The sequence below is a fragment of the Phyllobacterium lublinensis genome (assembly GCF_020164435.1).
Lineage (GTDB): Bacteria > Pseudomonadota > Alphaproteobacteria > Rhizobiales > Rhizobiaceae > Phyllobacterium > Phyllobacterium lublinensis.
Genome location: NZ_JAIUDQ010000006.1, coordinates 222,646 through 237,224 on the forward strand (window position 1 = coordinate 222,646; position 14,579 = coordinate 237,224).

The following is a 14,579-nucleotide window of genomic DNA, read 5'->3' on the forward strand; positions in this document are numbered from 1 at the left end:
TATGGCATCACAGGATATTACGCCTGTCGGCAGAGACAGCGCAAAAGCATCCCTTTTATACGATCCGAAATTTCGCGGTTATATTTTTCAGACCGTGACCGTTCTTGTGCTGGCAGGTCTGGTCTACTGGATCGTCAACAATACCATTACAAACCTGCAGCGGGCGAACCTTGCCTCTGGATTCGGCTTCCTGGACGGGCGCGCCGGCTTTGATATCAGCAGCAGCCCTTACCTGAGTTACACAAGCGATTCGACCTTCATCAAGGCCCTGGCAGTCGGCATTCTCAACACTTTGACAGTTGCGGTCGTCGGCATCATCACAGCCACGGTCATCGGTTTCATCATCGGAATAGGTCGCCTTTCGCACAATTGGCTGATCCGCAAGCTTTGCACTGTCTACGTCGAAGTATTCCGGAATATCCCGCCCTTGCTGGTCATCTTCTTCTGGTATCTGGGCGTTTTGTCGGTTTTGCCGCAAGCGCGGGAAAGTATCAAACTGCCGTTCAGCACCTTTCTCAACAATCGCGGCCTGTTTTTTCCGGCGCCCGTGTTCGGTGAAGGTGCCTGGCTCGCAGGCGCAGGCCTCATTGCGGGCATTGTCGGCGCGTTCCTCGTCCGGCGCTGGGCCTACAAGCGCCAGATGGCAACTGGTCAGCAATTCCCGGTTGGCCTGACGGCCTTCGGCCTCATCATCGGTCTTCCGCTCCTGGCTTTGATCATAAAGGGTTTTCCGATTTCGTTCGACTATCCGGTTCTCGGTGCCTTCAACCTGAGGGGAGGCACGCTGATCGGTCCGGAGTTCATGTCGCTCTATCTGGCGTTGTCCTTCTATACCGCTTCCTTCATCGCCGAGATTGTCCGTGCCGGCATTCGCGGTGTCGGCAAGGGACAGAGTGAGGCGTCCCATGCGCTCGGCTTGCGGGCGGGGCCGACAACACGGTTGGTCGTGGTGCCACAGGCGATGCGCATCATCATCCCGCCACTGACGAGCCAATATCTCAACCTTACCAAAAACTCGTCGCTGGCTGTGGCGATCGGCTATCCGGACCTCGTTGCGGTCGGCGGTACGATCCTCAACCAGACGGGCCGCTCGATCGAAGTCGTGGCAATCTGGATGGTCGTGTATCTCAGCATCAGCCTGCTCACATCGTTGTTCATGAATTGGATTAATGCCAGAATGGCATTGGTGGAGCGCTGATCATGGATAACAATCTCAGCTTCGTCCGCACAGAAATGCTTCAGGGCCAGACCCCGCCGCTTGGCGAAAGGGGTGTCGTCCGGTGGATGCGCACCAACCTCTTCGCCACGCCGATGGATTCGGCCCTGACGATCCTGGCTATCCTCTTGTTGGCCTGGTTTTTGCCGGGGATGATCAACTGGCTGTTCATCAACGCAGTCTGGTCTGGACCGGACCGGTCCGTCTGTTCGACGGTGGCGCAAGGAGGCATCCAGCCTGATGGCTGGACCGGCGCCTGCTGGGCCTATGTGAACGCCAACTTCAATCAGTTCATGTATGGTCCCTATCCGATGGACCAGCACTGGCGCGTCAACCTCGTTGCAATCATTTTTGTTTTGCTGCTGGTGCCGCTTCTCGTGCCCAAGATACCCTACAAGGTGTTGAACGCGGTCGTGTTTTTCTTCATTTTTCCGATCGTGGCCTTCATACTCCTGGTTGGTGGGTGGTTTGGCCTGCCATATGTCGAGACCTCCTCGTGGGGTGGATTGCTCGTCACCCTGACGCTTTCCTTTGTCGGCATCTCGGTGTCGCTTCCGCTGGGCATCGTGCTGGCACTCGGTCGCCGGTCGAAGTTGCCGGTGATAAAGATGCTCTGCGTCATCTTCATCGAAACGATCCGCGGCATCCCGCTGATCACCGTCCTGTTCATGGCCAGCTACATGTTGCCCCTGTTCCTTCCGCCGGGCGTATCGTTCGACAGGTTCCTGCGCGCGCTGATCGGTGTGGCCCTTTTCGCGTCGGCCTACATGGCCGAAGTCGTTCGCGGTGGTCTACAGGCCATTCCGAAAGGGCAATATGAAGGTGCAGATTCACTCGGGCTTGGCTACTGGCAGAAAACCGGGCTGATCATTCTGCCGCAGGCGCTGAAGCTGGTTATTCCAGGCATCGTCAACACTTTCATCGGCCTGTTCAAGGACACGAGTCTCGTGACCGTGATCAGCATGTTCGATCTGCTTGGAACCGTGAAACAGCACTTTTCGGATGCCAACTGGATTTCACCGCAAACACCCATTTCCGGCCTGATTTTTGCCGGTTTCGTCTTCTGGATTTTCTGTTTCGGAATGTCGCGCTATTCCATCTTCATGGAGAGGCGGCTCGATACAGGACATAAACGCTAAGGAGTATTCCTATCATGACAACCGAAAACGTTGTTGATCCTAACGAGATCCACGTCGACCGCTCGCTTCTGCATGTCTCCAAGACGGATGTTGCCGTCGAGATCATCAACATGAACAAGTGGTATGGCGACTTTCACGTCCTCAAGGACATCAACCTGAAAGTCATGCGCGGCGAGCGCATCGTCATTGCCGGTCCATCCGGCTCAGGCAAGTCTACCATGATCCGCTGCATAAACCGGCTGGAAGAGCACCAGAGCGGCAAGATCATCGTTGACGGCATCGAACTGACCAACGACCTGAAGAAGATCGACGAAGTGCGCCGCGAAGTCGGAATGGTGTTCCAGCATTTCAATCTGTTTCCGCATCTTACGATTCTGGAAAACTGCACCCTCGCGCCGATCTGGGTGCGCAAGATGCCGAAGAAGAAGGCCGACGAGATCGCGATGCACTATCTTGAACGCGTCAAGATCCCCGAGCAGGCCAACAAATATCCGGGCCAACTCTCCGGCGGCCAACAGCAACGCGTCGCCATCGCGCGTTCCCTGTGCATGAACCCGCGCATCATGCTGTTCGACGAGCCAACCTCGGCACTCGATCCGGAAATGATCAAGGAAGTGCTGGATACGATGGTCCAGCTCGCCGAAGAGGGCATGACCATGGTTTGCGTCACCCATGAGATGGGTTTTGCCCGCCAGGTCGCCAACCGGGTGATCTTCATGGATCAGGGGCAGATCGTCGAGCAGAACGCGCCGGCCGAGTTCTTCGACAACCCGCAACATGAGCGGACCAAGCTGTTCCTCAGCCAGATTTTGCATTGAGGCTGCTGCGTTTCGTTATGAAATCTACTGCAGTGGTCCTTGTGGCCGCTGCAATTTTCGTTGTGGCAGGCGCATAGTTTCCACGGCCGTTTTGGCCTGCAGAGCAAGGATTGCCGTCAGCACCCCGAACAGTGCTACTTCTGTCCAATCCCATCCACACTGATCTCGCTTTTCCCGCAGACCCGGATGTACTGCAACGCTTTTCGATGTTGGCCAACGATAATTTTCAGCTGACCGATCCACGTATTGCATGGATCATCGTTGGCTGGGGAGGGCGCAGTTTCTACCTGGAAACACCAACTTGGGCTGAACTGAAATTCATGCCGCTTATGCGCGGTCTTACCTTTGACCGGTCGGCGCTGCATGTCGAGCCTGTCGGTACAATCAATCTGGATCAGCCTGGTATTGAGAAATTGTCCATTGAGCCTGACGCCTTCGAAGCAATGCTTCAGCAGGCTCTGGCGGGTTTCGAGACCGATCCAGCGGGCAATGCGTTGATGATTGAGGGTGCAGGATACGGCGTTAACGAACGGTTTTTCGAGGCAAATGGATATTTCAGCGCGCTCGCTGGGTGCAATACCTGGACGAGTGCAATGCTGCGTGCGGGCAACTTGCGGACCGGACTATGCAATCCTTTGCCCCAGACTCTTCTCTGGTCCCTGAAGCACTACAACGGTCAATTTTCGCCGGGGTTTCGCCCTTCCGCATCGTATCCATAGAGCCAGTCAAAACCCTGGACGAACTTCTCTACCGGCCGGTTGCGCAGGAGGATGTTGCGCGCCACGGCGACCGGCCCCTTGGCGTGATAGGCAAGCTGGTTCAGGGCGCCGCGCCGCACGACGGCCGCTATGCGGTGGGTGCGGGCGCTGGCGAATGCAGCCAGGGACGCATCCAGTCTTCTATTCCCGCTGCCAATGGCCCGGGCCAAAGCCCACGCGTCTTCGATGGCCATGGCCGCACCCTGTGCCGCAAAGGGCGTCATCGCGTGGGCGGCATCGCCGATCAGCACCAACCGCTTTTCAAGCTGGAACCGGCATTTCTTCATCTCGAACAACCGCCACGGCGTCCAGGGCCTGCCGGCGCGCAGGACGTCGCGAATACCTTGATGCCAGCTGGCGAACTCCCGGATGAAGTTCTGGCTGACGCCTTCCGGATTGACCTGCATGTCCCAGCGGCGGCCGTTTTGCCGGTCAGGTGCAACGGCGACGAAATTGATCATCTGCCCGGAGCGGATAGGGTAGGCGATGAGATGGGCATTGGCGCCGGTCCAGGCGATGACATTGATCCCTGGAGGCATGAGCGCGCTGAAGCTTGCCGGCAATTCCTCGACCGCTACGGAAGAACGCCACGCAATGCTACCCGTATAGCGCGCGCGATCAGTATCGGACATGGCAGTGCGGGTGTTGGACCACACGCCGTCGGCTCCGACAAGCAGGGCACCTTGATGTTCCTCGATGCGGTCGTGATATTGCACCCGGACGAGTATCGTCTCTGCGTCGGCCTTGTGATGCGTCACGGCCGATTGCAGCTGCACGATGATGTTCGAACGGTTGCGTGCTTCGGTCAGCAGCGCGTTCTGCAGATCGGCGCGATGGCAGACGATATAGGGTGCACCCCAGCGTTCCCTGGCGTGGTCGCCGATCGGCAGATGCAACAGTTTCTCGCCGCTTGTTCCATCCTGAAGGCAGATGGCTTGCGGCTCGACGGAAGAATATTTCAACCGTTCCAGCACGCCCAGCCTGTCGAGAAGGCGTGTCGCATTGGGTGAAAGCTGCAACCCGGCACCGATTTCGGCCAGAGTGGCACTTTTCTCGAAGATCCGGACCTGGAACCCCTTGTCGCTCAGGGCCAGCGCGAGGGTCAGTCCGGCAATCCCTGCACCGGCAATAATGATCTGTTCAGGATTGGGGGTTCGCCTGGTTCGTTCCGAATTCAGATCGATGAGCGCTGCACTCAAGCGGCGGCCTTGTCCACGTAGGTGCAGCCTTCGGGAATGGTCGCATCGGCCGCAAGCGATGCATCATACCGGTAGAGCGTCGAGCAATAGGGACAGACCTTCTCATTGTCATCGCCGAGATCAAGGAAGACATGCGGATGATCGAAAGGCGGGTTGGCGCCGACGCACATGAATTCCTTCACGCCGATCGAGATGCTCGCATGGCCAGCGCTGTTCTGGAAATGAGGAATGCTGTGTCCAGCCATGGTTTAGCTCCTGAAAGCCCGCGGCTCTACACCGCGCGCACGATTGACGTCACTCTGAATAGGGTTTGTAACATCCTGAGCGCGATTTCAAGCGGGTTGCTGTTAATCTGTGACGGATTGCGGCCTCTGCATCGAGGCTTTTGTCTGGCGTTTCACCCGTTCTGCGGGCACGAAACATTCGCTGCAACGTATTCTCAGGTCCGAATGTTACCGTAACGTACTACTTCGCCGCCGCGTGTTGATGCAGCCTCCATCAACGATTGGAGGATCGTGGATGCGTGATGTTACCAGGTTGGGCAAATTCATAGTAATCGCTTGCATGACTGTGGGCGGACCGTCGTTTGCAGCGGAGACCATCGCGGTAACACCGGACAACTTCGTCCGGGCTGAATCCGACCTTTATTTCAGCCGTATGGTCAAAGACGCAGGCGGACTTGGCAAGTTCCTGAATCACCGCGAGGTAACCCCCGTCGACAAACAGTCGGTCATACGCATGAATCGCGATACGCTCTATTCGGCAGCAGTCTTTGATCTGGATGCTGGCCCCGTTACCGTCACTCTACCGGACGCGGGAAACCGCTTCATGTCGATGCAGCTCATAGATCAGGATCAATATACTCCTGAAGTAATTTACGGCGGCGGCACTCACACGCTGACCAGGGAAAAGATAGGTACACGCTACGTGCTGGTAGGCATTCGTACCCTCGTCGACCCTGCTAGCTCCGAGGATGTGTCGAAAGTCCACGCGTTGCAGGATGCGATCAAGGCCGACCAGCCCGGCGGCCCGGGTTCGTTCGACGTGCCGAGCTGGGACTCGGAAAGTCAAAAAAAGGTCCGCGAAGCACTTCTCGTACTCGCCTCGACATTACCCAATACGAATGGAGCGTTTGGTCCGCGAGGCAAGGTCGATCCCGTGCGGCGCCTGATCCAGGCGGCCGCAGCTTGGGGCGGCAATCCTGAAACGGATGCGATTTACCTCAATGCCACGCCGGCACAGAACGACGGTACGACCGTTTACAGGCTCCAGGTCAAGGATGTTCCAGTTGATGGCTTTTGGTCCATCAGCCTGTACAATGGCAAAGGCTACTACGAAAAGAACCCCTACGATGCCTATACGATAAACAACATAACGGCAAAGACGGGTGACGATGGGTCAGTTTCCATCCAGTTCGGAGGCTGCGACGGCAAGATTCCAAACTGCTTGCCTACAATGCAGGGATGGAACTATCTCGTACGTCTCTATCGTCCGAGAGCCGAAATTCTGGACGGCAAATGGACGTTCCCCGAAGCTCAGCCCTTGCAGTAGCAGCTACCGGTTTTGGTACTCAGCAGAGCGGCGAACATTTGCGCTTTCAACAGGCAGCGGTCTTCGACATAATCGCGATGGCATGCGGCTTGAAGATTCGTGCGGACGTGCGAAAAATGTCCGGGGCTTGATCTTCCCAGCAATTGAAACATGGCGGACTTGTGTTGCTGTTCTTCGGAACTCCGCCTGGCTGCTGCGCCATATACGGTTCGCTCCTCGCGGACCTTGTTGATTGGAGAATGACAATGAACGAACAATCGCCAGCTATTCCGGAAGCGGTCGAGAAAGTCGACCTGCCGGATTTGCCCACGAGCGTGGACCGGTTCGTCAATCGTGAGTTCTCCTGGCTTCAGTTTAACCGGCGCGTGCTCGAAGAGGCGCAGAACAAACACCAACCGCTCCTCGAGCGGCTGCGTTTTCTGTCCATTTCCGCAGCCAATCTCGACGAATTCTTCATGGTGCGCATCGCTGGCCTTGCGGGGCAGGTGCGTGCCGGCGTTTCCGATCGCAGCGATGACGGCCGTACGCCGCAGGAGCAGCTCGAATTCGTTCTGGAGGAAGTCGGACGGCTTCAGGAGGCACAGCAAAAGCGGCTCAATGAGCTGCGTTCTGAAATGCTCAATGAGCACATCGAGATCGTCCGTCCCGACAAGCTGACGAAGAGCGAGCAGCTTTGGCTGGAAGATCACTTCCTCGAAACGATCTATCCGGTTCTTACCCCGCTCGCCATCGATCCGGCCCACCCGTTTCCGTTCATCCCCAATCTCGGCTTCAGCATCGCCATGCTCCTGAGCCGGAGCACCGATAACCGGCCGATGACCGCCTTGCTGCGCCTGCCGCAGGCGTTGAAGCGGTTCATCCAGATTCCGGATGAGGGCGGACGCTTCCGCTTTCTGACCCTTGAAGACGCAATCGGCCTTTTTACCGGGCGTCTGTTTCCCGGTTATGAGGTCAAGGGCGCCGGCACTTTCCGCATCATCCGCGACAGCGATATCGAGGTGGAGGAAGAGGCCGAGGATCTGGTGCGCCTGTTCGAAAGTGCGCTCAAGCGTCGTCGCCGCGGCCAGGTGATCCGCATCGAGTTCGACGATGAAATGCCGGAATCGCTGCGGAGTTTCGTGGCCACGGAACTTGGTGTGCCCGACAACCGCATCAGCGTTCTCGATGGCCTGCTTGCACTGAACATGATTTCCGAAATCGTCAATATTCCGCGTATCGATCTGAAGTTCGTGCCGTACAATCCACGCTTCCCCGAGCGTGTCCGCGAACACGGCGGCGACTGCCTGGCGGCGATCCGCGAAAAGGACATCGTCGTTCATCACCCCTACGAATCCTTCGATGTTGTTGTCCAGTTCCTGCGCCAGGCCGCAGCCGATCCCGATGTCGTCGCGATCAAGCAGACCTTGTACCGCACGTCGAATGACAGCCCCATCGTACGCGCCCTGATCGACGCTGCGGAGGCCGGCAAGTCCGTGACCGCATTGATCGAATTGAAAGCGCGATTTGACGAGGAGGCCAATATCCGCTGGGCTCGCGACTTGGAGCGGGCTGGCGTGCAGGTGGTGTTTGGTTTCATCGAACTGAAAACCCATGCCAAGATGTCGCTGGTCGTGCGCCGTGAGGAAAGCAGGCTGCGCAGCTATGTGCATCTGGGAACCGGCAACTACCACCCGATCACTGCAAAGATATATACGGACCTCTCGTTCTTCACCTGCGAGCCTTCGATCGGCCGCGACGTCGCGCAAATATTCAATTACATCACCGGCTATACGCCGCCTTCCGGCGAAATGGGAATTGCGGTTTCCCCGATCTCGCTGCGTCCGCGGATACTGCATCACATCGCCGGGGAGATTGAGCACGCAAAGGCCGGCCGCCCGGCCTCGATCTGGATGAAGATGAATTCCCTTGTTGATGCGGAGATCATCGACGCGCTCTACAAGGCCAGCGGTCATGGCGTCGAGATTGATCTCGTCGTGCGCGGTATATGCTGCCTTCGGCCGCAGCTTCCCGGGCTTTCAGACAATATCCGCGCCAAATCCATCGTCGGGCGATTCCTGGAGCACAGCCGGATCTTCTGCTTTGGCAATGGCCACGCCATGCCGTCGGAAAGGTCGCTGGTCTATTTCGGTTCTGCCGACATGATGACGCGCAATCTGGACCGCCGCGTCGAGACCCTGGTTCCGATCACCAATCCGACTGTGCATCAACAGGTTCTTTCACAGATTATGCTGGCCAACCTTCTCGACAACCAGCAGAGTTACGAGTTACTAGCAGACGGAACCTCACGGCGGATAGAACCGGCGGACGGGGACGAACCTTTTAACGCGCAGGAATATTTCATGACAAATCCCAGCCTTTCCGGCCGTGGCAAGTCGTTGAAATCTTCGGCACCCCGATTGATTGCCCACCGCAAACGGTCAAAGAGAAACAAGGCTTAGAGCATCGGACGGTAAATATGGCGCATTCTGCCGGAGAGAATTTGGTTCAAGGTCGAGGGGTTTGGCGGGGTCGATGCCCACGCATCGGCCTCGCTACCTTCCGCGTGGACTGTCTCTCAATCCGTGAAACAGAACTTCGCCACATTTACCGTCCGACGCTCTCATGATTTCTGCTGCACAGGGACGCGTGCAGGGCCGTCAACCGGCCGCGGTCATTGACATCGGCTCAAACTCTGTGCGTCTGGTGGTCTACGAAGGCGTAACCCGCTCGCCAACGGTGCTTTTCAACGAAAAGATCCTGTGCGGCCTTGGCAAAGGGCTGGTGAAAACCCGCAAGCTGAACGTCAAGGCAATGCACAGCGCGTTGCGCGCACTGAGGCGGTTCCGGGCGCTTGCCGACCAGGCCGGTGCGGTTTCTCTCGACGTTCTGGCAACTGCCGCTGCGCGGGAGGCCGAGAACGGCTCTCAGTTCATCAAGGAGGCCGAGGCACTGCTCAAGGAGCCGATCAAGGTTCTGTCGGGCAGGGAAGAAGCCTATTATTCGGCACTCGGCATCATATCCGGCTTTCATGATCCGGACGGGATAGCCGGAGACCTCGGCGGCGGCAGTCTTGAACTGGTGGATATCAAGGGCCGAAAGATCGGTGATGGCATCACCCTTCCGCTCGGTGGCTTGCGCCTGCAGGACATGTCGAATGGCGATCTCGATGAAGCCACGGCCATCGCAAAAAAGCATCTGTCGACGGCAAAGCTGCTCGCCAACGGCAAGGGCAGGGCGTTCTATGCCGTCGGCGGCACATGGCGAAACCTCGCCAAGCTCCACATGAGTGCCAAACACTATCCGCTCCATGTCATGCACCATTACGAGATCCCGTTGGATGAAGCGCAACGCTTCCTGAAGCTCGTCGCCGCGGGTGATCTCGATTACATGCGTGGCATCGAGGACGTTTCCAAGAACCGCCGCTCGCTCCTGTCCTATGGCGCCATCGCGCTGCTCGAGACCATCCGTTTGATGCGGCCGTCCAAGGTCGTCTTTTCCGCGATCGGAGTACGGGAGGGGTTCCTCTATTCGCTCCTTTCAGAAAATGAGCAGCTGGAAGATCCGCTGATTTCTGCTGCAGACGAATTGGCCGTGCTGCGTGCCCGGTCGCCCGCCTATGCCCGGGAACTGGCGGACTGGAGCGGGGATGCATTTGCCGCCCTGGGCTATGAAGAAACCGAGGATGAAAAGCGATATCGGCGCGCCGCATGCCTGGTTGCGGATATCAGCTGGCGCGCCCACCCGGATTACCGCGGTAGCCAGGCGCTCAACATGATCTCCAATGCCGCCTTCATCGGCATCGATCATCCCGGCCGCGCCTATATAGCGCTTGCCAACTTCTTCCGGCATGAGGGCATCACCAACAGTGTGGCCGATCCCGAACTTGCCGCGATCGCAAGTCCGCGACTCCTCGAATATTCGCGGGTTCTGGCCGCGATCATGCGCATCGTCTATCCATTCTCCGCATCGATGGCGGGCGTAGTCCCCTGCCTGTCATGGAAGCCGACCGCCGAAGGGATCGATCTGGTTGTCAACAAGTCCAAGGCGGACCTGATCGGCGATGTACCGGAAGGCCGTCTCCAGCAACTGGCGCGACTGACCGGCAAGAACCTGAACATGGTCGTGAGCTAATTTACCACCCAGGCTGATGATCTCTCCCCTTGTGGAACAGAAAGCGATTTCAGCAGCTTAGCGTTGGCCGAGTGCTGGAAAATCGCGAGGGAAAGGATACCTGGCTAGCATCATAGCCGTGCGTGGTTCGACAAGCTCACCATGAGGGAGGTGGGAGATTGTAAGGAGCGCCATCGGTGTACCCCCGTCGTGGTTAGGAAATGCGCCCATACACCATGCAGCCCAGTACACTACCTCGTGGTGAGCTTCCTGAGCTTGTCGAAGGGCGGACCACGCACCCCTTCAATGCAAGCAGAAGCGTCCGTGCACCACCGCTGATCACGCCCATGTGAGAGGTTGTGTGTTGATGTCGTCTGTTCGCAAAGCCAATCTCCACCGATGAAACTCAGCTCGCGCCCGTTCAGTCGCCGCACGTTCCTGGTGTCCTCGTTGGCAGGAACTGGAGCCATCCTCGCACCGCAGCGGGCACGATCCCAATCCGCGCAGCCGGTTACCGCTTTCGATCCTGTCGCCGCCGCCGCTATTGTGCAGCAGGCATCACTGTTCCCGGCCTTGCATACGCTGATTGTTTCCCGGCAAGGGCAGCTCCAGATCGAGCAGACATTTCGCGGTCCCCCTGCCGATCGTCCGGTCAATGTGAAATCCGTTTCGAAGACCATCATCGCGGCGCTCGTCGGCATCGCCATCGACCGGAAACTGTTCGACGGCCTCGACCAGCCTATCGCGCCGCTCCTGGCCGACCGCTTGCCGCGCGACGCCGATCCGCGATTGCAGCGTGTGACCCTCGGCAACCTTTTGTCCATGCAGGCGGGGCTGGAGCGGACATCGGGAGGCAATTATGGACGCTGGGTCGAAAGCAATGACTGGGTACGTTTTGCACTGGCGCGGCCATTTGTCGATGAACCGGGCGGCGGGATGCTGTATTCAACAGGCAATTCCCACCTGTTGTCAGCGCTACTGACCGCCAGGACAAGGCGCTCGACACTGCAGAATGCGCGGGACTGGTTGGGAAAGCCGCTCGACATCAATATTCCTCCCTGGCCACGCGATCCCCAAGGCATATATTTCGGCGGCAACGACATGTTGCTGTCACCGCGGGCGATGCGGGCAATTGGCGAAATGTTCCTGAATGGGGGTGCGAGCAACGGCCGACAGGTCGTGCCGAAGGCGTGGATCGAAGACTCCTGGAAGCCGCGCACCAGTTCGCCCTTTACCGGCGATGCCTATGGCCTCGGCTGGTTCGTTTCAATCACTGGTGGCAATGATCCGCTCTATTACGCTTGGGGCTATGGCGGACAGATGATCTATGTGGTGCCGCATGCGTCTCTCGTCATTGTCATGACGTCGGATACGACTGCACCCTCCGGCCGCTCAGGCTATGTGCGTCAGTTGCATGACCTGGTGAACCAGCGAATCGTGCCTGCCGCGGAAGCACTGAATGGCTAGCTTGAATCTCAGTGGGTGACAGTAGCCTTCCGGCGGGAAGGAAGCGTCATGGCTGCGACTCCGGCAATCACGCAGATGAGGCCGATCCATGCCGTAGACGTCAGGCTTTCCCCCAGGAAGAGCACACCAATACCCACGCCGATCGGCACGCGCAGGTAGGCCTGCGACGTGGTGCTGACCGATCCAAGCGTATGGATCAGCCTGAAATAGATCACGAAGGCGAGGGCCGTCGAAAACACCGACAGACCAAGCAGGGCGAGAAGTGAATCCGTCGAGGGCGCAATGGTCCACGGCCGGTCGACGGCCAGGCTGACCGGAATGAGCAGGATTGCCCCGCAGATCAGTGAGCCGGCCGCTGGCATCATCGGGTCGAGCCCCTTGAACCCGCGCCCGAAGATCGCGGCGCAGGCATAGGAGATTGTCGCCGCGACGATGGCCAGTTGCGCAATCAGGGTCTGGCCCAGGCCGCCAAACGCTTCGAGGCCAATGATCAGGCTGATGCCGACAATACCGGCAGCAACGCCAAAAACCTTGCGGGACGTCACCGCCTCGTGCCGGGTAATCAGCACCGTCAGCAGGAATGCGAAGATCGGCGTCGTGGAGTTGAGGATGGTTGCGAGCCCCGCGTCGACGGTCAATTCCGCCCAGGCGATGAGTGTGAACGGGATGACGCTGTTGATGCAGGCCTGGACGAGGAACCGCTTCCAGATGACAGGATCCCGCGGCATCGACAGGCCGCGCAGCTTGATGATGGCCAGAAGCAGCCCACCTGCGATCAGCGTCCGTGCCGCGATGAAGGTAATGGGCGGAATGGTTTCGACGCCCACCTTGATGAATGTATAGGACGCCCCCCATAGGGTGGCGAGGACGGCGAGGAGGGCGATTTCCCTGGCGAGCGACGGAGCAGGAAGCGTCGAGACGGTCATGATGGTTTACTCAATTTGGCTGCATTGGTCTTGTGCGTGGTTCGCCCTTCGACAAGCACATGATCAATGCGAGAAATCGATGGCTCGATGCTTCGATCACGATCGAACGATAAGTTCCAGCAAGCGTCCGGGACAGAAATCACACAAGAGTTTGCGATTCCTGCACGCAAATGATCGATCCCTATGCAAGAAACATCGAATCTGGCGCAAGAATTTCAATCGGTGGTGGAAAATCAGCTGTCGGCAGTTGCACCTTCGTCGTCCGGCCAGGCCACCGCCCGAATTTTCCTGTTCTCGAACTTGAGGCAGAGCTCGCCATTGATCAGCTGCAGTGCCTTCTCGCCGAAGACCTCGCGCCGCCAGCCCTGCAATGCCGGAATGTCCGCACCATCGCCTTCCGCTGCGATCCGGTCGATCTCGTCGGTGGTCGCAACCACCTTGGCGGCGACGCCATGCTCCTCCGTCACAAGCCGCAACAGCACCTTCAGGAGCTCCGCCGCGGCGCCTGCACCTTCCGGTGACTGCACGGATTTTGGCAAGCGCGGCATATCTTCCTTCGGCAGGTCCAGCGCCAGGTTGACCGCATTGAGAAGGCCTGTTGCCATGCTGGAACGTTCCCAACCCTTTGGAATCGTTCGCAGACGTGACATGGCTTCCGTATCGCGCGGTTGCTGTTGAGCGATCTCATAAATGGCATCGTCCTTGAGGACGCGTCCGCGTGGCACGTTGCGCTCGCGCGCTTCGCGTTCGCGCCAGGCGGCCACGCTACGCAGGACCGCGAGTTCCTGCGGCTTGCGCAGCCGCATTTTGAGCCGCTTCCAGGCGTCGTCGGGATGCATGTCGTAGGTTTCCCGGGCGGTAAGGATCTTCATTTCGTCGAGGACCCATTCCGTGCGGCCTTCCTCTTCGAGACTCGTCTTCAAATGCATATAGATGTCGCGCAGGTGGGTCACGTCCGCCAGGGCGTAGTCGAGCTGCTTCTCGGAGAGCGGGCGCCGCCGCCAGTCGGTGAAACGTGAAGATTTGTCAATCTGCGCGCCTACCACGCGCTGCACGAGCTGGTCGTAGGCGATTGCATCGCCAAAGCCACAAACCATGGCGGCGACCTGAGTATCGAACACGGGATGCGGAATGAGATTGCCAAGGTGAAAGATGATTTCGATGTCCTGCCGGGCGGCGTGAAAGACCTTGACGCGTTTTTCGTCGGCCATCAGCCGGAAAAAAGCAGCAAGATCAAGGCCCGGCGCCAGCGCATCGATGATGGCCGTGTGATCGGGCGACGCCAACTGGATGACGCAAAGTTCCGGCCAGAACGTGGTCTCCCGGATGAATTCCGTATCGACTGTCACGAAATCGGATTGCGAAAGGGCAGCAACTGCCTGTTCAAGCTGGTCTGTGGTTGTAATCATGGTCATG

The 14,579-nt window shown here is 58.2% G+C and carries 11 protein-coding genes and 1 pseudogene; 8 read left to right on the forward strand and 4 right to left on the reverse strand.

Annotated features, from left to right (window positions below; translation table 11 throughout):
- The first annotated feature begins 1 nt into the window (after position 1).
- From K9U38_RS10675 to K9U38_RS10690, 4 genes and pseudogenes are all read left to right on the forward strand, one after another.
- Positions 2-1,198 (forward strand): amino acid ABC transporter permease, encoded by a 1,197-nt coding sequence (locus K9U38_RS10675; protein ID WP_224494300.1) that lies wholly within the window; start codon positions 2-4, stop codon positions 1,196-1,198.
- 2 nt (positions 1,199-1,200) lie between these two features.
- Complete coding sequence (locus tag K9U38_RS10680; protein WP_224494301.1) at positions 1,201-2,355, forward strand: amino acid ABC transporter permease; 1,155 nt, start codon at positions 1,201-1,203, stop codon at positions 2,353-2,355.
- Between the two features lie 14 nt (positions 2,356-2,369).
- Complete coding sequence (locus K9U38_RS10685) at positions 2,370-3,173, forward strand: amino acid ABC transporter ATP-binding protein (RefSeq protein WP_224494302.1); 804 nt, start codon at positions 2,370-2,372, stop codon at positions 3,171-3,173.
- A gap of 89 nt (positions 3,174-3,262) precedes the next feature.
- Positions 3,263-3,892: pseudogene (locus K9U38_RS10690) on the forward strand (TIGR02117 family protein); the annotation flags it as partial.
- Here K9U38_RS10690 and K9U38_RS10695 read toward each other — a convergent pair.
- The gene (locus tag K9U38_RS10695; RefSeq protein WP_224494304.1) at positions 3,850-5,130 is read right to left on the reverse strand and encodes an FAD-dependent monooxygenase; all 1,281 of its coding nucleotides are present in this window, start codon (positions 5,128-5,130) and stop codon (positions 3,850-3,852) included. The pseudogene K9U38_RS10690 and the gene K9U38_RS10695 overlap by 43 nt on opposite strands.
- Positions 5,127-5,375 (reverse strand): zinc-finger domain-containing protein, encoded by a 249-nt coding sequence (locus K9U38_RS10700; protein ID WP_224494305.1) that lies wholly within the window; start codon positions 5,373-5,375, stop codon positions 5,127-5,129. Before K9U38_RS10700 ends, K9U38_RS10695 begins: the two co-directional genes overlap by 4 nt.
- A gap of 274 nt (positions 5,376-5,649) precedes the next feature.
- On the opposite strand from K9U38_RS10700, the gene K9U38_RS10705 reads away from it, so the two are divergent.
- The 4 genes from K9U38_RS10705 (at position 5,650) to K9U38_RS10720 (ending at position 12,237) form a co-directional block, all read left to right on the forward strand.
- A complete protein-coding gene (locus K9U38_RS10705; protein WP_224494306.1) occupies positions 5,650-6,681 on the forward strand; it encodes a DUF1254 domain-containing protein in 1,032 nt (343 codons plus the stop codon).
- 245 nt (positions 6,682-6,926) lie between these two features.
- Positions 6,927-9,119: an RNA degradosome polyphosphate kinase gene (locus K9U38_RS10710; RefSeq protein WP_224494307.1), complete on the forward strand. Its 2,193-nt coding sequence runs from the start codon at positions 6,927-6,929 to the stop codon at positions 9,117-9,119.
- Between the two features lie 163 nt (positions 9,120-9,282).
- Entirely contained in the window at positions 9,283-10,791 is a 1,509-nt protein-coding gene (gene ppx, locus K9U38_RS10715) for an exopolyphosphatase (protein WP_224494308.1), read from the forward strand.
- 378 nt (positions 10,792-11,169) lie between these two features.
- A complete protein-coding gene (locus K9U38_RS10720; RefSeq protein WP_224494309.1) occupies positions 11,170-12,237 on the forward strand; it encodes a serine hydrolase domain-containing protein in 1,068 nt (355 codons plus the stop codon).
- Positions 12,238-12,245: 8 nt separating this feature from the next.
- On the opposite strand, the gene K9U38_RS10725 is transcribed toward K9U38_RS10720, so the two are convergent.
- Positions 12,246-13,163, reverse strand: a complete 918-nt coding sequence (locus K9U38_RS10725; RefSeq protein ID WP_224494310.1) for a DMT family transporter — start codon at positions 13,161-13,163, stop codon at positions 12,246-12,248.
- Positions 13,164-13,396: 233 nt separating this feature from the next.
- Positions 13,397-14,578, reverse strand: coding sequence for a ribonuclease D (gene rnd / locus K9U38_RS10730; RefSeq protein WP_224494311.1), 1,182 nt, complete (start codon positions 14,576-14,578; stop codon positions 13,397-13,399).
- Between the last annotated feature and the right edge of the window lies 1 nt (position 14,579).

Excerpts from the sequence above, each read along its gene's own strand:
- K9U38_RS10675 (WP_224494300.1), top strand. The coding sequence starts at position 2 with ATGGCATCACAGGATATTACGCCTGTCGGCAGAGACAGCGCAAAAGCA.
- K9U38_RS10680 (WP_224494301.1), top strand. The coding sequence starts at position 1,201 with ATGGATAACAATCTCAGCTTCGTCCGCACAGAAATGCTTCAGGGCCAG.
- K9U38_RS10685 (WP_224494302.1), top strand. The coding sequence starts at position 2,370 with ATGACAACCGAAAACGTTGTTGATCCTAACGAGATCCACGTCGACCGC.
- K9U38_RS10700 (WP_224494305.1), bottom strand. The coding sequence starts at position 5,375 with ATGGCTGGACACAGCATTCCTCATTTCCAGAACAGCGCTGGCCATGCG.
- K9U38_RS10705 (WP_224494306.1), top strand. The coding sequence starts at position 5,650 with ATGCGTGATGTTACCAGGTTGGGCAAATTCATAGTAATCGCTTGCATG.
- K9U38_RS10710 (WP_224494307.1), top strand. The coding sequence starts at position 6,927 with ATGAACGAACAATCGCCAGCTATTCCGGAAGCGGTCGAGAAAGTCGAC.
- ppx (WP_224494308.1), top strand. The coding sequence starts at position 9,283 with ATGATTTCTGCTGCACAGGGACGCGTGCAGGGCCGTCAACCGGCCGCG.
- K9U38_RS10720 (WP_224494309.1), top strand. The coding sequence starts at position 11,170 with ATGAAACTCAGCTCGCGCCCGTTCAGTCGCCGCACGTTCCTGGTGTCC.
- K9U38_RS10725 (WP_224494310.1), bottom strand. The coding sequence starts at position 13,163 with ATGACCGTCTCGACGCTTCCTGCTCCGTCGCTCGCCAGGGAAATCGCC.
- rnd (WP_224494311.1), bottom strand. The coding sequence starts at position 14,578 with ATGACCATGATTACAACCACAGACCAGCTTGAACAGGCAGTTGCTGCC.